Raw genomic sequence first — 22,681 nt, 5'->3', positions numbered from 1 at the left:
GAGTCGTTTTAGCACTCCCAATAAGGAATTAGGAGTGCTAATCCATTAAGACGACATCACCTCTACCAGCACATCCGTTGCCCAGCTGTCCTCGCTATTAAGGACTTTGCCCTCCTGGCAGGCTTGCGCCATTTTTACTAGCTGATAAGTCACATCGTCAGTAAAGTCAAAGTTACGCCATGCATTTGGGAAGTCGATACGCCAGTATCCCATTCCCTGGTCGAATCGAATCTTCAACGTCTGACCATCTTCAAAGGTCACCGTCAGCTTACGATGATGTGGAATATCACGTGGCGAATCGAACACCGTCAGTTCTACCGCTCTGCCCATTGCCGCAGTAAACCACTGGTCGGCGAAATCCTGAAAATCCGCATCGCTCATCCAGTCATGGAACGGCCGGTTGCCGGGACGATCCTTGGGCTTAAACAGAGTATCAAGCTCAAGCTCCGCGTCATCGGTCAGCTTTGTTTTTAGCGGTTTCAGTATCGCCCCCAGCAGTGCCAGCGCAACCGGGTTTTGCAGATAGCGATCGGTATAGTGAACGCTGGTGATTCGCTGGTTTTTCATCAGCGATTGTGCTTCTTCATGGCTGTTAAACAGCGTGTCCCAGAAGCGTTGTCCGAACTGCGAAAGTGCACCATTTAACTGTTTATGAATCTCTATGTCTTTGACACGCTCAACAGAGTTCGCTGCTTTCCCCGGCAAAACAAACTCGTTCAGTTTTACCGTGTTATAGCCGAGGCTGCGAACGACCAGTTCGTCATTCAGGTGCCAGCCTGGCCCTGGGATAGTTGCCTGCTGGCTGCGTGAAGCCAGCGTCATTACGCGATCGGCAAAGGCGACTTGCGCAACAATCGGCAATTCCAGAGCCTGTTCGCTATGACACAAACGCACGCCCAAAGCAGTAAACTGCGAAAGCTCATGCAACAGCTCCGGATCATCGACGCCAGCAGGAATGACAAGGTCGACCGCAACATTGTCCTTAATCCGGTAGTTCTGAATAGCCGCCCGGAATTGACGGGCATAAAGATCCCACTCATTGAGTGGCCCATTCATCCACAGTGTGAGTTTTTCAGCACCCTCGTTAATCGCCCGACGAAGGGTATCGCCAATGGCTCCCGGGCAATATCGGGCATCCGGTAGCGAGAATGTTTCATCATCCGGCAAACCGATGTAGTACGAGAAGTCATCACCAAGCCATGCCTGTGCTGCTTTACGATCCAGCAAATCGTGATCGTGGCGAGTCTGGGAGTCGAGGAGGCATTCACTGCATGCCGTATCGCAGTGGTGGCAACCCAACTGCTTCACCATTCCCAACAGAATGGCCTCAATGTGCATTGGCGCACTGGATGCAAAACCTGCACCACCGCTAATCACATCGTAGAGTTGAACGGCTAATACTGATTGTCCATCTTCCAGTCTGACCGGACGCACGGCGTAGCCCAGTTCTGCCGCGGAGATACCCAAAACCCCGGCCAGCGCCTGACGTAGTGCTACCGCCAGAGTCATGGCAACAATCCGCCCTTCTTCCGTGCTATCCGGGAGATATTCACCGTTTTGCGGCTTGCGTAGAACCATTTCAAAGACATCCGTTCGTGCCAATGCCCCCAGCGTGACGTTCTTCATGAGCGCCGTCGAGCCGGGGCAAATTAGACGTTGATTCTGGCTGTCGCGATCTGCTTTTCCCGGACGCGGCGGGTAGTGGGCTTCCATACTTTTCGGCGCATCGTTTGCGTTCAACATCGACTCTGCGCGACCGCAGCTCAGACAAAGTGCGTAACCATGCCCACCTTCTCCAAGGCTTTGCTGGAAAACATGCCCATCAGCGCCAGATGCCATATACCCCATTATCGGGTTAGGTAGCGATACGGGTTCTGCTTTAACAAATACCCAGGCAGGGACAACCGGGATAAATTTCATGGTTTCAATATTGTTCGTCACCGGCGCGTGTGCATCAGTTACAAACCCGGCTGGCTGCAGCACCTGGCGACGATTATCCATGATGATTTTTTCACCACAGGCGCTGTTGGTGCAAAATAGCGTCCCGGAACTGCTCAACCCCTCTTCATAGCCTATGGTCCCGCATTTGTGACAGCGCCAGGCGCAATCCAGACGCTGGGCTTCATTGGTATCGGCATTAATATTGTGCCAGTGCAGTGAGACGCCAGCAGAGCGGAAGACCCGGCCATCCAGTATGATCTCTGCACCTGGTGCATATTCACGGATGGCAACCCCCAAGTTACGTGAGGGAAGTCCCTTATAACGTGACACATTATCTTCGCGATCTTTTTTATCCCGGCTTTTCTGTGATTTTTCACGGATATAGTCTTCCATAGTGAAGTTATCAAACGTCACCACATCTGTCGGGAAGCCGTATCCCGGCAGGAAAGTCCTGGCCGCCAGGTCACGCAGCAAATACTCGCCACAGTGTCGTTTTTTCTCCAGTTCTATGCGCTTGCGATAAGGCGTTTGCGGCTGCGATTCTCGTTCCTGGGCTACAAGATCGCGGTAGACGGAAAGCCATCGCTGTTGCAGGAACGTAATCGCATGGATTGTTTTATCCCGCAACAGGTCGGGTCTGGCGCCATGTAATGCTGTACCTTTCACCAGCCGTTCCAGCGCCGCGTCGATATCAAGAACCGGACGCTCGAGCCAGACTTTAAAGTGTTCACATTTTGATTGCCCGTCGTCTTCACCGAAAAACCAGAGGCTATCAAGACTGGTTTTTTCTTTATCTGTTTCGCCAATGACGTGACATAAAAAGTCGGACAGTAATAACGCATTGACGTGGCGTTGCACCAGCCGGGCGGAATTCATTGCCACCATTGGCGCGGGGATCATGGTCTCAAATGGCCAGAGTGGGTTGGCAAAAACCTGTTGATCGTGCGGGTTCCCTTTACATAGTGTGTAAGAGATCGCACGCGATTCCTGACTACGCCCGGCTCGCCCGGCACGCTGTAAATAGTTAGCCGGATGGGGCGGTACGTTGTTCATCACTACGGCGGTAATGCCACCGATATCAACCCCCATTTCCATGGTGGTAGAACAGTTAAGAACATTAAGCTGCCCGTTTTTGAACATCTTTTCGTAGCTTTGCAAACGTTCTGACGATTGCTGAGCAGAGTGCTCGGCTGTGCGGTAGTAAAATCCGCCTTCCACGACACGATCGTTAATATCCGTCCAGACGTTTTCCGAACGTAATTGTGCGATTAGTGGCTCTTTACTAACCCAGTCACGTACCTTCGCCAGACCCGGAGCGTAGTCTTCTTGCGAACGATCCAGCTTCCAGATTTCCGGCATGGTGACCTTTTGCGCGACAAAAGCGTCATATTGTGTCTTGGTAAGGTGTTCAAACGAAATGTGGGTGGGCAGATAAGGGGTTAAGCCTTTAAAGGCCGTATCCAGAATCTTATTGGTTACCGGACAAATCCAGGCATCTGTGATTAAAGAAAAAGTCATGTGCTCTTTTGGCAGATAGAAACGGTTACCATCAGGTTTCAGCACTGCAAGTGGGCCGGTAAGTTGGGTCCACGCTTCTTTCAGCCACGTATTGATAATATCCATCGTCGCCGTATTTACGGTTTTGAATCCTGCGCCAAGCATTAATAACTTCACTAAACGATGGGATATATTGCCATTACGAATTTGTGGCCAGCGTCTGTTCTGATTATCTTCGGGATCTTTTGTGTCCGGGTTACGGACGAATTTCGATGAAAAACGGCTACCAATCCAGTTTTTCAACTCATCGTCCAGTTGTGTGAAGTTGCTTTCACGTACGTACAGATCCAGCGTAACCTTAAGAAAATCCTTCCAGTCATCCAGCGTCAGCCCTTTCTCTTGCCAATGCACCGGCATCTTATGGATCTTCTCCAGCCCCTGATAACCAACCTGAACTAATCCCTGCGTTTCCAGGCTGTTAGTTCGTTTGGGCCGGCGCATAAACTCCCGGAATAACAACATCTCAGAAAGCTTTAGCGGCCCGCCATTCTCATTGAAAATTTCAGGCTTCAGATAGTGGTTATATTGCAGAATAGGGCCGCGAATATCGGCTTTCTCTTTAAGTTCATTAACCATTTCAATCCAGGTCCGCGAAAACAGAATGGTCGCAGCTTTGCCACCGGTCGCGGCCTGAATAGCCTGTTCAAGCTGTTCGGCTTGCGCTTCAGCCAGTTTTGCTTGTTCCGGCATTCCCCAGCTTCTATACTCTTTCGCCTCATTGTGGGCCTGTTTTGCCCTCGTCGCTAACTTTTCCAGATCGGCATTGGCATTCGGTGTTGCAGAAGTCTGTGTTCGTTGATGCCAGCTCAGGATTTCCACCACACTGCCGCGTAAGCGGCTGCGCTCAGCTTCTTGCTGCATGCGCACTGCCATGCGGGCCGTTCCTTGCCGGCTGTCGGTAAAGGTAATAAGTCGACGGCCTCGACCTGGTAACGAATCAGGTCCGACGCCCTCTTTTCCTTCTTCACTAATAAAATCCTGACAATATTCCAGAACGGTTGGCACAATATTGGTGACGTAAAATGGCCCACCTAATAAGGCACGGCGGAACGGTTGTTTTCCGCTCGTGCCTCTGTAGCCACAGCTACTGGCACTACATACTTGTTCAATGTCGTTAATAACTAGCGGGATGCTGTCATTGTTAATAACACCAATACGACGCGTCTGACGGTCCAGACGCTGTTGGGTATAACCCGCCGCGCTGGTCTTCTCTGCGGCGATAATGAGTGCGGGCTGAAAACGACTCTCTTTATCAACTTTTTCTTCTGCGGCATCATGTTCAATATGCACATCATCTTGCAAAGAGAACTCATCACCGCCTTTATTTTCCCATTGGACAAGTTTTCCCTTTTTGTCCCGCGCCAGAAGATGTGGCTCATTACATTCATTACAGAATGCCAGCTCGTAAACCGGGCTTCCACAATCGCAATTTTGGCGTTTGTTCACATACACATAGCCAAAAGGCCAACCCTTTTCCAGCGGGGTACCGTGCTTTAATCTGCATTCTTTATCAACGCAGGCCCACACCCCCTGGGTATTGCGTTGGAATATGTGCGCCCTGACCTTAAGAAATGCGGGATCCTTAGTATTGGGTTGTGTGCCAGAGCAGACGTCAATCCAGCGCAACACATCCTGCTGGCTATAATGCTGTTTTGTTAGCGAGTTCAACCGCTGCGTCATATCATCCAACTTCATTGGATTCGGTTGAGTAACTAGCATGTCGCGCAAGTAATACGCTTCAGGTGAATGCGTAAGTGCATCAAAGCGCTCTGGGCTTACGCCCTTCATGTCTGTATCAGGGATTTGCTCAATTTCTTCTAACGGAATAAAAACGTGTTTGCATGGTTCCAGTTCCGGAATAACCCGGCTTCCGTCCAGTACGTCAATGCGCTCTTGCGGTATACCGGATAATTCAGAGAGGAATTTTTTTAATTGCTTTTCGGCATCGCTTCCGGCAATGGTTGCAGAGGTTGCTACAAAGCGAACATCATCTGGAGTCACACCAAAGGCCGTCATCACGCGGCGTAACTGCAGCGCCAGTTCAGCGGCCTGCGAGCCGACATAGGTATGCGCTTCATCCAATACGATCCAGCGTAATGATTTTTGTGATTTAGATTGCTGGATAATTGGAGCGTCGATCTGGCGGACCATCATATATTCCAGCATTGTGCCGTTGGTCACCAGAATTGGAGCGGGTTCTTCACGCATTTTTTCGCGCGAGAGTACTTCATTCGGTCTTTTTACCTGTTCGCTTTTCACTGCGGCGTGTAGATTTTCGGTATTTCCGTTGTAGAGGCAGTATCGGATTCCGGAACCAAAACCACGTGTCCAGGCGTCCAGGCGCTCACGTTGCGAATTAATTAAGGCGTTAAGTGGATAGAGGAAAAGGGCCCTGACGCCGATAAGTGGGTTGTTGCCATTTTCATGTAATTCCCGGTAGAGGTCTTCCAGCACCGGCACCATAAAACATTCGGTTTTGCCTGAACCCGTACCGCTGGTCACTACCACAGAATGTTTTTTTTCCAGCAGAGCCTTCCAACTGGCTAGCTGGTGAGTAAAGGGTTTCCAGTCAGCACCAAAACGATAGCGTCCATTGTTCTGATCATCCAGCGAATCAACCACAGCTTTACTGAGCAATGCCTTGCCTTCCGTCAGGCTACGCATCGTTTTGTTTGACGCTTTCCAGCCAAACATTTGTTGGAAAACGGGAGAAGCAAGGAATGAGCCTGATTTCCCACAATCGGCGCCCATTTGTTGCGCGAGGTGCTCACGCAACTGCGGGTTTGTGACCCCCATGATACTCAGTGTTGCTTCAGTTGAACGAGACAACGATTGTTCAATAAGTGACGAAAAATAGCGTGTAGTCATTCTTATCCCTTTTTATTTTTGAGCAAAATAACGCAACAGGCTGCACTGGAAGATGGCCTTAAACCAGCGGGAATCGAAGTCCCTGACCTGTCTCAGGAAAAACACGGCACCCGGTTTACGGTCAAATACGGCTTCAAAAGAGGTATTGCCGCTTGCTACAGCTGCGGCGAAGACGGGTAACCAGGCAACGGAATAGCGGTATTCTGCGTCAGGATTAATGCTGATCACTGGATTTTTTTGTGATGTCATCCAGCTATGCAGCCGCTTGCTGCCGTACTCTGGCCAGCGAGCTTCACTATGCTCACGTAAAAGCTCCTGATACCACTCGCGAATGAAGAACTCTGGAATGGGCGGAGGGAATTGTCCATAACTTAACCATTTCTCAATTTCGTCGGCATATGTCGGAAAAACGAGCCCCAATCGCTGATACAAGCTCTTCACCAGTAAATTCTGGGTTTCTTCCGGTGCACCCTTTTGGCTCAGGAACAATTTAAATCGATCGGCTGCAGTTTTGATTTCGAAGATGGGGAAGAACTCCCATAAAATAGGGAACTCATTTTCAATGCGGCTCAGATACTCAGCTGACATCTCAAATTTAAATAGCGACATCGCCAGTGCTCGTGGATGCTGTACTAGCGCACGCCAAACTTCAAAGGTTGCCAGCGGCAGATAACCAAATTGGTCGTACAGGCAACGCATAAATTGCCAGCCGGAATGAGCGGGATCGTTAGCCATCTGTTCAAGTACCAGTGTAATGGTATTAACTTCAGACTGGGGATTAAAAAGCTGGGTCGCTTTCTGCAATGAACGAATACTACTTTCATCCACAGGTAACGACGGTTCCCCACGAATGAAGCAGGGGCGAAACGCCATTTCCTCACCCTGTTTGGGGACGACTAACCACGGCCCATTTTTGTTAATAACCGAACTCAGTTCATATTCACCTGTCGGTACACCTTCGCTCATTCTTGATGATAATGGGGTGATTTTTCTCTCCGGCTCACTCAATAACATGATGACAGGTGAAGACATTTGCTCGGTACGATAATGGGTTGACTGGCTGACGAGAAGTTCTCTTTCATAATCATAGCGTAAACTGTATTTATAGCGGCGAATCTGCCAGCTCATTACAGCACCTGCGCCTTTGATTTGCATCTCAACAACCTGGTCAATTCCTGTCTCAAGAGACAGTAAGTTTTCAATATGCTCTCTCAGGCTGTATAAATTGAGTTCGACGGGGTGTTCCCCCGCGGTATAACACCATTCATGCCATGCCTGTAACCCACTTTTGGAACGTAAATGTAATTCCAGTGAAAAACGTGTCGGATCGCCATTTTTACCAAATAAAAAGGCTCTCGAACCCAGCAAATCATGCAGAGTAATATTTTTATCCAGAGTGCATCCATTTGCATCAAGGGCCAGGCAACCTTTTGCAGGGAAAGGTAGAGTCATCTCTACTGGGGCTGCACCCAAATTTGGGTAAATCTGCAAAGAGACAAACGCAGGAGGTATTCCTTCTGCTTTAAGTAATATTTCTGTTTGTCCTGCTGAGCGTTTGCGAGCAACCTCTAATGTTTTATCTTTTAAGACAGACATGCAGGGATGTTGCGTTGAGATAACAATGGAACCTTCATTGGCTAGCTCACCACCCTTTATTTCAATGTTAAAATCTGCCGGCAAGATCCCAATTTTTCGACGCAGTAGAGTTTCATTGTGAGTATTTCTGACAGAAACATATTGCGTACCCATCATCTCTTGTACCTGACATTCATCTAACGATATGCCACTCAGGTAACGTTTGAATTGTATATCTTCAGCATTCAGGTTTTTCGCCGTAACTTTAGGTACACCAAGGAATGTTTCATCAGGATGGCAATTCCAGGTAACATGTTTTCCATCAAAATCAAATCCGCTCTGATTAGATTGTTCCCTCCCGGTGCGGATCCTGTATGTTTCATCTCCGGAAATGGTTATATCTTGGCGTCCTTTTACGGACAGTGTTCTGAGTCCTAATAACGACGCTGTACCTGGAGAGCCTTCACACCCTGAAATAGTGGTTTTTTCTTGAGGTAAGGCAATAAGAACATTGCTATTACGTACAGTACAAGAAGCTTGCCCTTGCAATAACCAGCGTTCCTCATCATCAACAAAAGTAAGTGGTACCTCGCCAACGGCGATTTCACTATCTTCAAGTTTTATGGTGCCAACAATCATTCCTCCAGTTCGTGCAACAATCGTTAAGCTCGCAGCTGGCTGGCGTCTGACAAATCTCGACTCACTTTTACGCAGGCGAACTTTGGCATGGGCGTTCTCCAGGGATGCATAGGCGGGGCCGAGACAGGTGACTTCTTCACCATCTTCATAAATGGCAAGTTCAAATCGCGTCGTTGAGGGAGTGCTGATGATTGGGAAGGTGAGTTCATCAGGCAGCGAAATTATCGCCTGGATTTGATTGGGATGGTTTTCCGACCAATAGAATTGACAACCGGAACCCTTATTTTTTTGTAAGTGGGATTTAGCCTCTACGGAGGCAGTACATAGCAACCCATTAAGAAAGCGAGTACCTGTTTCATCATCCAAAGGCATAGGGAACTCATCACGCCATTTTGGATGCACTTTATCAAGCTGCTTCACGGGTTCGGTATGATTGCTCAGGTTGTACATTAGAACCAGCGAGCTGAGTTTTTCCGCTATATGGCTGATGAGTTCTACAGAAGTGTCTTCGCTAAAAACAGTTGGCAGGGCTGATTTTTCTATGACAGTTCTTACTAGAGAAAGTATGGAAAATCCTGCCAGTTGTGCCTGCCCATATTGATTGAGAATCCGGGAGAATACATTCTGAAAATGGCTATCCGATTCTTTCAGTAAGCGGAATGGTAATCCCCCCTCACTGAACAATGTTCCGAGAAAATTACGTCGTTCCGATTCGTAAAATCGGATTGGGCGGTTCCAGTAACCTTCCATCCCTTTAGGGATAATAATCCTTAATTCAGTCGACGTTAATGATACTCCCAATGCTCTATATATAGGGTCCCACATCCAACCACAATGGCGCTCATAATCTCTGCGATACCATTCAGAGCAAAAAAGGACAAAACAGGCAGCGTAACCTTTATCATCGATATTACTCTGTACTTGACCAACTGCACGAAGTAGTTGTGTTAGATTATTGTATTCATCATTGGTCGCATGATATTCATATAGGGGACGGCTATCAGGTTGTCTCAATCCTCTACGATTAAGAAAGTTACTTAGCCAGGAAGTACATTTTACCCAAGAAATGCATTCTGATTGACTCAAGGCAAACTCCTTACAGACAAGCGAAAAACATCGTGATTTTAATTAAATAAACAGATCAGCTTACGCCTTCGTTTGTGCAACTTCAACTACTATTTTTTGTGGGTGAGTTTTACAAGTTTTTTTAAATTAAATGATAAGAAAAATTGATTGATTTCGTCCTATTTACTGAGCTTTTTATAATTTAAAATAAAAGCAAGTTATACATTAGTGTCGCTATGCACAAGGACTAATAATTTATCTTTTATGATATAGAGCAATCAGGAGAACTATACTACCAAGAGTAATAAAAATTGTATAATCAGTCAAAAATACATGGGGTGAGTTTGCTGTTTATGCATCGTGTGTATATGTGCTTTAGTGGTTTTTCCATATTATTATCAATGAGTTAAATGGATATTTTGTTCGTAAGCGCGCAGCGGAAGGAGTTACTGAACTAATCGCCCGAGGCTATCGTATAGAATATATCTATATTCTACTTGAATTGAACCACCCCTGTAGCCGATCCTGCCCTATAATTGAAGCTGTAATTTTAACTGACTATATCATCGCAAAACACAATCCGGGGATGCAGTGACGTCGTTGTAGAGGATTTTGACGCCTACGGCGAACAAGCTTATGATCCAGCTTAATTTCTTTTCCTCATGAAGGGACTGGTATGGGCAACAGAATGTGGATGATTCGTGGCGATGGCGGCAAGCTCTATGACGATTTTCGCGATAAGCAAATTGTAGGCATCGGTTGGTCTCAGCTGGCTCCATTAGTCAAACCCGGCCTGTCCCGAGCCCAGTTACTGGCCTTATACCAGGAGGCAGATCCCTTAACAAAGCTGGGAACAGCCCGTTCTGGTGCATCGCAGGTCTGGCGTTTTGTGAATGAGATCCAAAAGGGTGATTGGGTTATTACCTATTCGCCAGCCAATCGTACTTATCTGCTAGGTAAGGTTACATCTGATTTCCAGTACCACCCTGAATGGGTAGAAGAGGGGATGGGAATCGCTCGACAGGTTAAATGGAATACTGAAGAAATCGATCGCGATCGATTGTCTGTTGCTACCAAAAACACATTGGGCTCCACGCTAACGGTTTTCCAGCTCCCAGAATATGCTCTAGAAGAGCTTTTGCAGGATAAGAAACCCACTGCAGATGTAATTACTCAGAATCCAATTGCTATGGATGAAGATGAAGTCGTTTCTGATCCGCTCCGCGATATGGAAATGCTGGCGTTTGAGGGTATCAAAGATCGTATCAACTCTCTTGACTGGGACGAGATGCAAAATCTGGTTGCCGGAGTTTTACGCAGTATGGGCTATAAAACGCAGGTCTCACCTGCGGGAGCCGATCGGGGTAAAGACATTATTGCTTCACCTGATGGGTTCGGTTTTGAAAATCCGCGTATCATCGTTGAAGTAAAGCACCGCAGGGAACAGATGGGAAGCCAACAGATCCGTAGCTTTATTGGCGGTCGCCATAAAGACGATCGCGGGCTTTATGTCAGTACCGGTGGTTTTACAAAAGATGCTCGCTATGAGGCTGATCGTTCGACGATACCTCTGACGCTCTGGACACTTGATGATCTTGTCCGAGCGCTTATTGAGAACTACGAGCAAGTTGATATCGAGACCAAACTCTTGGTGCCTCTGAAGAAAACTTTCCTACCTGCCTGAATCTTGCTTTGATAGCCATATCGGTGTTCTACTGGTATGGCTTTATACCCACTCGTAGTGTCTATTTTTTGTACGGATTTTAACTTGTGGGTACAAGTGTGGGTATAAATAATTATTCCTGCTTATATACTACATTGATATCAGTCTATTGGGTGTGAAATTCGAGTCCGGCCTTCGCACCATCGGAACATCAATAGACGTCGACGGACGTCTTTTTTGTGCCTGAAATCCGCGCTACGCAAGGCTTTTCGCGATTCTCCTTTCAACAGAAGTCAATCTGAGTCAACCTGTAAGCATCCCGGTAAACCGGACCATTCACATTTAGAGATCTTCCGGCATACTGAATATATCCTTGGAGGAGATCGCCATACGCAAAGCCCGATTCACCGAACACCAGATCATCGCCGTTCTGAAGTCCGTCGAAGCCGGACGCACCGTCAAAGATGTGTGCCGCGAAGCCGGGATTTCTGAGGCCTCGTACTACAACTGGAAAGCGAAGTTCGGCGGTATGGAAGCCTCTGATATCAAAAAGATGAAGGACCTCGAAGATGAAAACCGCCGGTTGAAACAGATGTTTGCGGACCTGAGCCTCGAGTGCCGCGCATTGAAAGACGTTATTGAAAAAAAGCTTTAAAACCAGCGATAAAGCGTGAGTTGGTCAGCTATCTGACCGCGCAGTTTGCCATGAGCTTACGTCAGGCATGCAGGATATTGTCGCTGAGCAGGACGGTATTTCGTTATCAGCCGGATACGCAACGTGATGAGCCAGTCATTATGGCGCTGACCGTGGCGGCTGAACGCTATCCGCGATACGGATATAAAAGGTTTTTTCAGGTCCTTCGCAGGCAGGGCAACGCCTGGAACCATAAGCGCGTTCACCGGATTTACTTCCTGCTGAAACTGAATTTTCGCCGTAAGGGAAAACAGCACCTGCCGGTGCGCAATCCGGCTCCGCTGGCAACGCCAGAGGCGATGAACCAGAGCTGGTCCATCGATTTTATGCACGATGCGCTGGTGTGCGGCAGACGTTTCAGAACCTTCAACGTGGTGGATGGTTATAACCGGGAAGCGCTGGCGATCGAAATTGACCTGAATATCCCGGCGCAGCGGGTTGTCAGAGTGCTGGGCAGGATCGTGGCAAACCGCGGATATCCGCTGAAGATGCGGATGGATAACGGTCCGGAGCTGGTCTTGCTGACGCTGGCACAATGGGCAGAAGAGCATGGTGTGATGCTGGAATTTCTCAGGCCCGGCAAGCCAACACAGAATGCCTTTATCGAATGATTCAACCGGACGTACCGGACAGAAATACTGGATTTTTATCTGTTCAGAACCCTGAACGAAGCACGTGAAATTACAGAGCGCTGGCTGGCTGAATATAACAGCGAGCGCCCCCATGAATCCCTGAAAAGCCTGACGCCGGAAGAATACCGGCTGATGGCTGAAACCCCGGAAATCTCAAAAAGTGCGTGGAACTAAAACGGGTGCGCTTACACCAACGCAGAACGGATTTTTTGAGAGTTTTAACGGACGCTTTCGCGATGAATGTCTGAATGAGCACTAGTTCAGAGATATCGGTCACGCCAGGAAAACCATTAATGTCTGGCGGCAGGATTATAACGAGTGTCGTCCACATTCAGCACTAAATTATCAGACGCCATCAGAATTTGCAGCACGATGGTGAAATGGGGAATTAAACAGTTAGAAAACAGATATTACTAACTTACGGTTATATCGAATCCTGGGGGCTGGTCAATTATGGTGAAAATCGTGAATGTCAGCTTATTTGTAGTCATATGAGTCATCCCGCTGGCATTCGTTTGCTAGATGACCCTATAAACTGTTATTGTCAGCCGATGAATCAAACAGAGTTTTTTATAATTTAAATGCTCTGTCCCGGGGTCCAGAGCGGTTCCAAAGGATAGGTATAATATTCATCATCAGCATGATTTTCATCCCAGATAAGTTTCCCTCTTTGTGTAATCCCTTTCACATGACGTGTATTTCTTTCTTCAAAGTAGCCACATGCTAAATGTCGAATCTGCGCATATCTAACTGCATTTATGCCGAGGTGATCCCATATCACTTTGTTTTTTATGGCGAAATTTATTCCTCCGGGATATTGTTTGCTGGGGTATGCTATAACATAAATGTCAGAATTTTTTTCAAAGATACAATTGGCAACATATGAAGTTATGTTGTAGTTATCGCTCATTAGAGAGTCAGAAAGGAATTTGTCAGTTATAAGTAATCGGGTTACTTCATCAGGATTGCAGGCATTGATCAATTTGTTAATTGATTGTGATTGATTACCCAGAAGCATTCCTCTTCCTGTAACTTGAGTATGTGAAAGTTCCCCGATCGGAAGAACTTTTATGCTATTATAGATACGAAAAGTAGCTATAGTATAATAATTAAAGCTATTATTATAATTTTTTAACTCGTTAAGTGCAGTGTTTTTACTGCTGGCTGTGTAGAGAATCTCATTTTCATCTGAATCAATTCTACCGTAGGATCTTATTTCTTTTGGGGGGCAAAGAATTTTACTGACGTGGTCAATAGGGGACGCATCATTTCCCATATACCTTGCTCTATAATATGAAGAGCCTTCTCCCCAATCAACATAGAGCAAAGGGTGGTGTTTGATCAATTTAGCTAAGAATTCTTTTTTCATAGCTATGTTGTATTGAGGGAAATTATTGATCCCAGTGACTAGCTCATCAACTGATAACGGTGGAAATTGTTCGATGATAGTCTTTAATGTCATTTTAATATACTCAAAAATATTTTTTAAATGTCCTAATTACAAAGGATACCGCTAATCCAACTATTACTGAACTTAGTACCACAAAATATTCAGGGGTAAGAAATTGCGGCAACACCAGCCCCGTCGCTGTCTAGCTGGATGAAATCATACGCCTTGCATGATGATAAACAAACCCGGACTCATGGCCTGCGCCGAATCGCCGTAAGTCGCGGCGTACCAGCCCGTCAATCAGCCCTATAACAATGGTCAGCACAAACTGTGGTAGCGCCTGCAATAAAATAGCCAGCGCAGCAGAAAGGTAAGGGTAACTTAATCGCAGACTGTAACGCGCAGCGGATTACCGTCGTGACAGCCTCCGTCCAGAACAACCCGCTTTGACCACTGAGAGAAGCAATCAGCGCCGCGCTCCCTTTCTGCAACGTATCGCTGACAATCGCGAGGTCTTCTACTAACCACATCGGTGCGCCAGCAGAGCTTTTCCACCACTGCCATGTCGCCAGCAATACCTGCTCACTGTGACTGGCGCAGGTGTTCCGCCAGAAAAACGCCTCGCCCAGCCACTCCAGCGTTATCGCCAGCATCCACGCGCCGAGGCAAAAACCGATCAGCACGCCGGGAAGTAATGCTATCCAGCCGAGCCGTCCGGGGCGACGCACGGGGCCTGGTGGCGCATGTTCGGGCATCAGTGCAGCGGCAGAGTAATGTAGCGGCAGAGGAACCGTGCCTCGTGTGCCTCATCCAGTCGTATCTGAAAAATGTCGTGTTCGCCTTGCGGCGATGTAGCTTCGCGCCATGCCTGAAAGCCCTGCAAATTCATCCGGGCGATAATCTGGTCGGGCGTTTCTCCCTGCGTCAGCGCTTCCACCGCCTGTTGCAGGGGAAGAGGCAGTGTTTGTGCAGGCCACATCACTTCAACGCTCACGAGCTGGCGGTGTGTCCGGGGTATCATCGGTCTGTTTCTCCGTGGTTTCGCTGTCGTTCAGCCATAAAATAGGGTCATTTTTCGCCGTTACAACTGTCTCCGGGCGGTCCCACCATATGGGCGTGCTGTCGTACTGTTTTTCCATATAGCGGGCTATGTGTGTGATGCTTTCCGGCATCAGCGGATCGTGTGCTGCGTCCGGTAATGGGATGCGTAGCTTCCAGAGCTGACCACCTTCCAGCAGAGCGAACGCCTGCCCTTTGGGAAGCTGTACCAGTGAGGCGGGTTCCAGTAACGGCACCTGTATGCTGCTCATCCGATCCTGGGTGTTGCTGGAAAAACTGATATTGCCCTGTGCGTCGGCGCTGTCGGCAACGCCGGAACTGATGCTGTTGCTGAGCACATCCACCTGCGGCAGTTGCTTCGTCAACAATTCGACGGTGGCAGATTCCCGCACCCGCATCATGATCCGACTGTTGAAGTTGCCGACGACCTGGTCCGCTTTGGCGCGGTCGCCGATGCGGGCTTCTATATCGGAGAGCGTCTGGGTGTAGGCCGTAACCTCTACACCTGCGCCGCCGCCTTTATTTATTAGCGGAATAAATTCATCGCCCATCAGTTCACTGAACTCATCGCAGTGCAGGTTGATGGCCGGGTTCTCTTCCGTCTGCGGCAGGCCATCCATCACGCCGTGCTTGTAGATATGTCCGGCGACGCTGACCAGATCGGCGAACATTGAATTGCCGACAGCGGCGGCAATTTCTGCGTCAGACAATGCATCCAGCCCGACATAAATAATCGCCCGCTGGCGAATGGCCTGCTGCCAGTTGAATACTGGGCGCGGGTCGTTAAGGTCGCCGTAGTCCGGGGCCAGCAGTTGGGAGATTTTTCTGGTGGTCAGTTTTTCCAGCAGTGGCAGCAGCGAGGCGACGATCTTATCGAAATAGGTTTTGTCATAGCGCACGGCAGTACGTAGACCGTCGAGGATCGTGTCGTGTAATCGGGTGGTTGAAAGGTACTGCTCCAGCGCGACGACGTAGCTGTCCCTTCCCTGAAGATTACGTGGCGTGTTTTTCTCAGTGATGCCAACGGCAATCCGTACCACGTTGCCCCATGCCTGGCGGTCCTGGCTGGGCAAAAAGACGCGGGCGTAGTCGATAAATAGTTCGTCGATGTTGATAACGTGGCGGGCGATACGGGCGTAGTCCGGGCGCTGGCCCAGTGCCACCAGGGCGCGGGTGATGATGTTGACGAAGCGCCAGTCGAACCTCCTTTACTCAAACTTTAGGGCAGAATCGTCTACCGGAGTGGTGGGGGCAGTCCAGGGTGGCCAAATTCAGTGTGCCACTACATATTGTCTAAAATGAGGGAGGAAGGAAAAGGCTGGATCTCGCCAGCCTTTGACAGTCATTTCACTTTCTTGAAGATGAGCAGGATCAAAGGGACGCAGACAGCGAAACCAATGATGGAGGCTAAAGCCGAATCAGAGTGATTTTGCGCTAGCTCCTTAACAAACCAGGTACATTGAGAAGGGGTAAATTCTCCGCCTTGACTCATTGTCTCTGTAAAGTTAAGAGCGAAGACCAGATCGAAATAAAGCACGATAGCGTAATACGCTGCACAGATCAGCGCGATACTCACCCATCTGATCCAGAACTTCTTATTCATCATCGTAAGTGCTTCCCAATGAACCGCCTACTGTACCGCCTGAGTAGGGGGATGTTGAGCCAGCAACAGCAGCGGAATCGGCAGCAGATTGTTGAATTTTTGCACTCCCTCCTATTGATTGAGGGCTTTTGTTCTCGGTGTTAGGGTACTGCTGTTTGAATGTATTAGTCATTTCGACAACGAGGATTGATGAGAAATCCGCACTCTTTGATTCAAGATATCTTTGCAGTGAAACCGGAATAGTAAAATCTTCTTCTATGTCGATTGGTAGCTGTGTTGTCGTGGATGTGTAACCGTGTTCGAATACCTTTGAGCCAGCAAACTTGAGCCCCTCGACTGAGTGAGTGGTACAGTTGCTACCAGTGACATCATACTTATCAATGGTTCGGCCTCTTCGCTTTGTACCATCTTGCATGTTTGGCGTTTGGATTGGTGTTACACCGCCATTCCAAAGGTTTTCGAAGAATTTACGGATTATTTTAGGATCTGCATCATCAATGCGGAAAGCGCGAGCTCCCATTTCATAAAGTTCGTATCGGTAATACTTACGCGCATCTTCATCTTGGAAAAAGTCTAAAATCCCATCCCCAGTGAAGGTACTTTTATCAGTGCGTCCATAGCGTCCATAGGTGTAGAGGAAGATATTGTTATTCTCATGCACTGAAACGAAAACATGACCTGCACTTGTCGTTTCAGTCCAGATATAAACGCCGTTCAGCAGCGGGTTATCTTCTGGCTTGCAGGTGTCAGTCACATTATCAGCTTGGGGATCATAAATCGGGCCGGGGAGAACGGGAAATTCGACGACTTGAGATTGGGCTGTGTCGGCTTTCGCTGCCCCTGTAGAAAATTCATAAGTGTCATCGATGGAAGGAATAAAACGTGATTTGCAGGGACAGGAACAACGGCTGTGCAGTGTTCCGGCTACTCTTTTACCATGTATTTCGTCACTATCAAGGCCGCCGCAGATACGATAATGCCCTGGATGTTTGCCGCAGGTTACTTTATGGCCTTCACATGCCATATCTTTATCGAAAAATTGATGGTCGGGGCATCCTTCAAGAATCCTGCCACCGCAAGCGGTCTTATCACCCCTAAATAAAAAATGACCAATAGCCATTCGTCCTTATCCTTATTTTTGCTTTTAATTCCATGTGGGAAGTGTAAGTTTTTGGTGTTGGCGAGTAAATGAGCAAATGTAATAAAATCAAAGTATGTTAATCAATGGGAGCAGGTCGCCAGCTATGGATAGTGTTTATCCGCACGGTCAGTTGCAGACGAGATTTCCACAATTGCCTGCATTCCAACAGAGCAAGAGCCTGTCTTTTGTGAAGCTGGATCAGGGCGGCGGTATCGCGGACCGGTAAATTACTAGTGGTTACCTGTTAGCCGGTGTTGCTGGTAAAGCTGGTGACGCTGGAACTTATCTAGCGAGTATGTTCTTTCACCTTTGGTGGTTGCTTAGAATATGGCACCGCTTGGCCTACACTCTGGAGAACACTGGACGGAACAGAAGGTCGTAAGTTGTTCCAGCAATGGCTGTTGCGGGCTAAGTGCCGACTAACAGATAGCTGTCATAATGGTCGGCTTCCGGCGTGAGAACGGAAGCTACAACCAATTCTTTGAAAATAAATAAAAGCAGGGCTAACGCCAATCGTTTCATTACATCCTTCCGCGAACTGCGGTGGGGGTGTTGTAAGTATCCCGGCAAAATGAACCATTCACTTTTAGAGATCTTCCGACATACTGATTATGTCCCCAGAGGAGATCGCTATGCGCAAGATCCGATTCACTGAACACCAGATCATCGCCGTATTGAAGTCCGTCGAAGCTGAACGTACCGTCAAGGATGTTTGCCGTGAGGCCGCTATTTCGGAAGCCAGCTATTACAACTGGAAGGCAAAGCATGGCGGGATGGAAGCGGTCGATATTAAAAAAATCAAAGATCTGGAAGACGAGAATCGGAGGCTTAAACAGATGTTTGCTGATCTCAGTCTTGAGTGCCGGGCACTGAAAGACGTCATCGAAAAAAGCTTTAAAACCAGCGATAAAGCGTGAACTCGTCAGCTATCTGACGACGCAATTTGCCATAAGTTTACGCCAGGCCTGCAGGACGTTATCGCTGAGCAGGACGGTGTATTTTTATCAGCCCGATACCCGGCGTGATGAACCCGTGATCCACGTGCTGACTGAACTGGCAGAACGCTATCCGCGCTACGGTTTTAAGAAGCTGTTCCAGCTGCTGCGCAGGCAGGGCAATACCTGGAACCATAAATGTGTTCACCGGATTTATTGCCTGCTGAAACTGAATTTTCGTCGCAAGGGAAAACAGCGGCTGCCAGTGCGTAATTCAGCACCCCTGGCGACACCGCAAGCGTTAAACCAGAGCTGGCCCATCGATTTTATGCACGACGCGTTGGTCTGCGGCAGACGCTTCCGGACCTTCAATGTGGTGGATGATTTTAACCGTGAAGCACTGGCGATAGAAATCAACCGGAATATCCCGGCTCAGCGAATCATCCGGGTGCTGGACAGGATCGTGGCAAACCGCGGCTATCCGCTGAAAATGCGGATGGACAACGGGCCAGAACTGGTCTCGCGGGCACTGGCACAATGGGCCGAAGAACATGGCGTGCAGCTCGAATTTATTAAACCGGGTAAACCTACACAAAATGCTTTTATCGAACGGTTCAACCGGACATACCGGACAGGAATTCTGGATTTTTACCTGTTCAGAACACTGAATGAAGCACGGGAAATTACCGAGCGCTGGCTGATAGAATATAACAACGAGCGGCCTCATGAGTCCCTGAACAACCTGACGCCGGAAGAGTACCGGCTGATGGCTGAAAAACCGGAACTCTCAAAAAGTGCGTGGAACTAAAACAGGTGTGCTTAAAGTGGTATCGACATTACTGTCGTAACGGATAAAAGCTTTAATACCCAAGACGTCAGTTATGAAAAGCGCAAAGCAAAACAGCAGCGCCTTAATGATGCAGTGGAAAAACTAAATGCGCTGGGCATTGTGACTATGTTGGTCAACCGTGTTCACAGTAAAATCGTGATTGGTGATGAAGGGCTGCTGTGCATAGGATCGTTCAACTGGTTTAGCGCTACGCGTGATGAGAAGTACAAACGATACGATACGTCGATGGTATACCGTGGCGAAAGCTTACAAGCGGAAATTAAAACGATTTATTCCAGCCTGGAACAGCGGAAGTTATAGGGGGCTTAAAGCTATGCAGGTATCGAATGTGTTGAATTAATTTAGCGCTACTCAAGGAGGTATAGCTTCAAGATACTATGCCTCCAAACCATGCGGTTGCATTTGGATGGCTTGTTTGGCGAGGGTGGTTTAAATCATCAGTTAAACTTATAAAAGGCCACTTTTTTGAATGGCCTTTAGTCTAAGGAGAATTTATGCCGTTGCCCTGTGGTTCCAGGAATCTTTGTAAATGATATTCCCATCGCAATGTTTCCAGGTGATGGCCTCATACCTTAACTGAATCGTCTCGCTGTGCGTACCTGTACCAGAATCAGGAAATAAGTTGGGGGTAATTCCGGTTACTTTTACATTCTCTAATATAATATTAAAATATTCGCTTTCAACACCTGCATCAAGGATCTGATACATCTTTATGGTTGCCGACTTTAATGTTTGGTTCTCACTCAGCGCTTTGTATAAAAGGGGCGTTGTTTTATCAAAATCTTTCTGTACCGTAATAGGCGTATGTACTCTGGTTCCTATTAATCTCCCGGTGTTTCCATCCACAGGAATGGATAGGTGGTGCGTTACCGCTTTTAATTCAATAGCGCCAATACGCCCTGTAACGAGAGAACTACCAGTTATAGGGGAGCCGTTTGTATCGGTTAGCCAAAGATATGCTGGATTTGACATGATTATTCCTTATCTCTATTTATAAATGAAGGTAAACAAAACATTATAATGACCCATAAAAACAGACCAATAACCTTAACCGGCCACGGGTCAAGTAAGGCTATGCAAACAATAGCGCCAATAATTAATAGTGGGCCTGATAGTAAATTAAAAATACCGCTTAACACACCTATCTTTGTTCCCAGTAATCTATTCAATGCAATGGCGATGATATAAGCGCTGCCGATTATAATCGTCACTGCGATTATTTTATTCTGCCAGTTATTAAACTCAGTCAGGCAAATAAAGCATGTGGTAATAATATAGGTGCAGAGAACTATATCGACGAGTGGCGTGATGATTTTTTTCATATCACCCAGCCTTAGCATTCGTATTTAAATGATCTTCCACTCTTTTCATAATCTTGTCGAATACGGGGTTGCCCTCGGTGTACCCTGCATGGATGGCATCCACAAAAGGTTGTACCGCATCGGCAAATAAGAAATAAAGAAGAACATAATCGCGGGGTCTTAACAACGAGTATACCTCGGGCGCTTCATTCCTGAGTTTATCAGACGTCCTGATGGAACGCTCTGCCATTCCACCAAACAAGAGGATAGTACTTAAAAAGGCTATTGGATTTCCTTTCCCCTTAAATACTACATAAGTAAATGACGTTTTTTCTATAACGGCTTTAGCGATGTTCGATGCGATAATATTCGTAGAGATTCTACCCACGATAGAGGTAACTACACTTCTGTATATTCTATCTTGTTCTGATTCGGATATATATTTATTAAATAACTGAAAGATTAATTTAACTGCATTAACGATATTTTCATAGTTAAGAATGTCATGTCTTATCGCGGTCATCATACGGATTCTTTCTGTTTCACGTTCATATCTTGTATCCGTATCAAAGATACCGTAAATCAGATAACCATAATCTAAAGGAACAGATAACCCACCATTGATAAGCCCTGTAACTGTATCAGGAGAGATAATGATGTTATATAACTTCCGCGCTATCCCTTCTATGTCTGCCATATAGCTATCCTATGTTTAAATAAATGACTGAGGATCTACATCATTTTTGCAAGAAATAAGCGATGTTAATTTGCAAGAGAATAAAAAACTTGATAAGTGTTACCATAACCTAATTGTTACAAATTGTATTGCAAAATGATTTTGAACCATTGATTTAAATAAGGCGTAAAACATCATAGTATATCACTTTACGGTTGATTATTATGATGAATTATCTTGGTGTGAGATGTATTAATTTAATAAATAATAAAGCGCATATAAGTATTCGATAAGTGATTGGATACGCAAAAAATTTGGATGTTAAAATTATTGGTTTAAATGTATTTACTCTGACTTGTTCATGGCAGAAACGGGTTATGACTCATGAACAGGCGGTTTATGTGAACACATCGACAGCATCATGTTGTGCCGTCGATATCCTTCACGAGCAAACATTGACGGATTCACCAGAGTGATATCCGCTTCCGGCGTGAGAGCGGGGGCTACAGCCAATTCTTTGAAAATAAATAAAAGCAGGGCTAATACCAATCGTTTCATTACGTCCTGCCGCGAACTACGGCGGGGGAATAGCGATTGGTTTGCGTTATGGCGTGACGACCGCGGAATTGACGATGAGACGTGGGTAGAGGGTGTGAAACTTGGTAACTTCCGTTTGTATCCGGGTACGGTTTCCGAGGGTTGTATTACTATCGCCCATAATTCTGATTTTGCCATGATCCGGAATGCGCTTATGAATACATCACTGGTTCAGGTCCCCTGCATGCGTTCCCTTATGGCTCGTGGTTGGGTGGAGGTTGTTGCCAGTGGCTCTAACATCTCTTGCCCGTAAAATCAGTAAGATTATTTATTTTATATTGCTGTTTTTGGTTCTGGGACGTGCACTTCCAAGACCGGAAACCTATCTCGATTATGATATCGCAAGAGATATTTGCCACTTCTTATTCGGGATTGTGAATGCCGATACGATGTATGACACTTTCTTTTATATATCGCTGATAATAGTGATATTCCTTTCAGCTGTGCTTTACATTATGACATTGAAGTTAATTTCAACGATAAGGAGCAAATGAG

Annotated in this window: 14 protein-coding genes and 5 pseudogenes; 7 read left to right on the top strand and 12 right to left on the bottom strand. The window is 47.0% G+C overall.

Annotated features, from left to right (window positions below; all coding sequences use genetic code 11):
• Positions 1-45: 45 nt before the first annotated feature.
• Together OHJ17_RS22530 and OHJ17_RS22525 are read right to left on the bottom strand one after the other, a co-directional pair.
• Entirely contained in the window at positions 46-6,366 is a 6,321-nt protein-coding gene (locus OHJ17_RS22530; protein ID WP_023283167.1) for a DEAD/DEAH box helicase, read from the bottom strand.
• 12 nt (positions 6,367-6,378) lie between these two features.
• Positions 6,379-9,666, bottom strand: coding sequence for an STY4851/ECs_5259 family protein (locus tag OHJ17_RS22525; RefSeq protein ID WP_023283168.1), 3,288 nt, complete (start codon positions 9,664-9,666; stop codon positions 6,379-6,381).
• 655 nt (positions 9,667-10,321) lie between these two features.
• Here OHJ17_RS22525 and OHJ17_RS22520 point away from each other — a divergent pair.
• The 3 genes and pseudogenes from OHJ17_RS22520 to OHJ17_RS22510 all read left to right on the top strand — a co-directional run.
• A complete protein-coding gene (locus OHJ17_RS22520) occupies positions 10,322-11,329 on the top strand; it encodes a restriction endonuclease (protein ID WP_019705538.1) in 1,008 nt (335 codons plus the stop codon).
• 367 nt (positions 11,330-11,696) lie between these two features.
• A pseudogene (locus OHJ17_RS22515) lies at positions 11,697-12,808 on the top strand (IS3 family transposase).
• Between the two features lie 16 nt (positions 12,809-12,824).
• Positions 12,825-13,013 (top strand): annotated as a pseudogene (locus OHJ17_RS22510) (integrase core domain-containing protein); the annotation flags it as partial.
• A 198-nt stretch (positions 13,014-13,211) separates the two neighbouring features.
• On the opposite strand, the gene OHJ17_RS22505 reads toward OHJ17_RS22510, so the two are convergent.
• From OHJ17_RS22505 to OHJ17_RS22480, 6 genes and pseudogenes are all read right to left on the bottom strand, one after another.
• A complete protein-coding gene (locus OHJ17_RS22505; RefSeq protein ID WP_004192285.1) occupies positions 13,212-14,096 on the bottom strand; it encodes an RES domain-containing protein in 885 nt (294 codons plus the stop codon).
• Between the two features lie 10 nt (positions 14,097-14,106).
• Positions 14,107-14,779 (bottom strand): annotated as a pseudogene (locus OHJ17_RS22500) (DUF4400 domain-containing protein).
• The gene (locus OHJ17_RS22495) at positions 14,779-15,045 is read right to left on the bottom strand and encodes a hypothetical protein (RefSeq protein ID WP_004178415.1); all 267 of its coding nucleotides are present in this window, start codon (positions 15,043-15,045) and stop codon (positions 14,779-14,781) included. Before OHJ17_RS22495 ends, OHJ17_RS22500 begins: the two are co-directional and overlap by 1 nt.
• Positions 15,008-16,291, bottom strand: a pseudogene (traD, locus tag OHJ17_RS22490) (conjugative transfer system coupling protein TraD); the annotation flags it as partial. The pseudogene traD and the gene OHJ17_RS22495, both read right to left, overlap by 38 nt.
• 134 nt (positions 16,292-16,425) lie before the next feature.
• Positions 16,426-16,689, bottom strand: a complete 264-nt coding sequence (locus OHJ17_RS22485; RefSeq protein ID WP_004192273.1) for a hypothetical protein — start codon at positions 16,687-16,689, stop codon at positions 16,426-16,428.
• Positions 16,679-17,806 (bottom strand): PAAR domain-containing protein, encoded by a 1,128-nt coding sequence (locus tag OHJ17_RS22480; protein WP_004146856.1) that lies wholly within the window; start codon positions 17,804-17,806, stop codon positions 16,679-16,681. Before OHJ17_RS22480 ends, OHJ17_RS22485 begins: the two co-directional genes overlap by 11 nt.
• 653 nt (positions 17,807-18,459) lie before the next feature.
• Between OHJ17_RS22480 and OHJ17_RS22475 the strand changes: the two genes are divergently transcribed.
• Positions 18,460-19,570, top strand: a protein-coding gene (locus tag OHJ17_RS22475; protein WP_087497898.1) for an IS3 family transposase whose coding sequence is annotated in 2 segments (ribosomal slippage) — positions 18,460-18,713 and positions 18,712-19,570 — 1,113 coding nt in all. Because the reading frame shifts where the segments join, the coding sequence is not laid out codon by codon here.
• Positions 19,571-19,588: 18 nt separating this feature from the next.
• Positions 19,589-19,912 (top strand): annotated as a pseudogene (locus OHJ17_RS22470) (phospholipase D-like domain-containing protein); the annotation flags it as partial.
• 192 nt (positions 19,913-20,104) lie between these two features.
• On the opposite strand, the gene OHJ17_RS22465 reads toward OHJ17_RS22470, so the two are convergent.
• The 4 genes from OHJ17_RS22465 to OHJ17_RS22450 form a co-directional block, all read right to left on the bottom strand.
• Positions 20,105-20,584, bottom strand: a complete 480-nt coding sequence (locus OHJ17_RS22465) for an Hcp family type VI secretion system effector (RefSeq protein WP_032433792.1) — start codon at positions 20,582-20,584, stop codon at positions 20,105-20,107.
• A 2-nt stretch (positions 20,585-20,586) separates the two neighbouring features.
• Positions 20,587-20,934, bottom strand: a complete 348-nt coding sequence (locus tag OHJ17_RS22460) for a hypothetical protein (RefSeq protein WP_004199257.1) — start codon at positions 20,932-20,934, stop codon at positions 20,587-20,589.
• Position 20,935: 1 nt separating this feature from the next.
• On the bottom strand, positions 20,936-21,610 hold the full coding sequence (locus tag OHJ17_RS22455; RefSeq protein ID WP_004192261.1) for a hypothetical protein: 675 nt from the start codon (positions 21,608-21,610) through the stop codon (positions 20,936-20,938).
• A 354-nt stretch (positions 21,611-21,964) separates the two neighbouring features.
• On the bottom strand, positions 21,965-22,147 hold the full coding sequence (locus tag OHJ17_RS22450) for a hypothetical protein (RefSeq protein WP_032414053.1): 183 nt from the start codon (positions 22,145-22,147) through the stop codon (positions 21,965-21,967).
• On the opposite strand from OHJ17_RS22450, the gene OHJ17_RS22445 reads away from it, so the two are divergent.
• Positions 22,062-22,439, top strand: a complete 378-nt coding sequence (locus OHJ17_RS22445; RefSeq protein WP_071531910.1) for a DUF2778 domain-containing protein — start codon at positions 22,062-22,064, stop codon at positions 22,437-22,439. The genes OHJ17_RS22450 and OHJ17_RS22445 overlap by 86 nt on opposite strands.
• Entirely contained in the window at positions 22,414-22,680 is a 267-nt protein-coding gene (locus OHJ17_RS22440; protein ID WP_004192254.1) for a hypothetical protein, read from the top strand. The genes OHJ17_RS22445 and OHJ17_RS22440 overlap by 26 nt, the downstream gene beginning before the upstream one ends.
• Position 22,681 lies beyond the last annotated feature (1 nt).

The organism is Klebsiella sp. KP20-425-1 (assembly GCF_025813515.1).
GTDB lineage: Bacteria > Pseudomonadota > Gammaproteobacteria > Enterobacterales > Enterobacteriaceae > Klebsiella > Klebsiella pneumoniae.
Note: the sequence above shows the minus strand (reverse complement) of the source record. Positions and strands in the feature narration are given on the sequence as shown.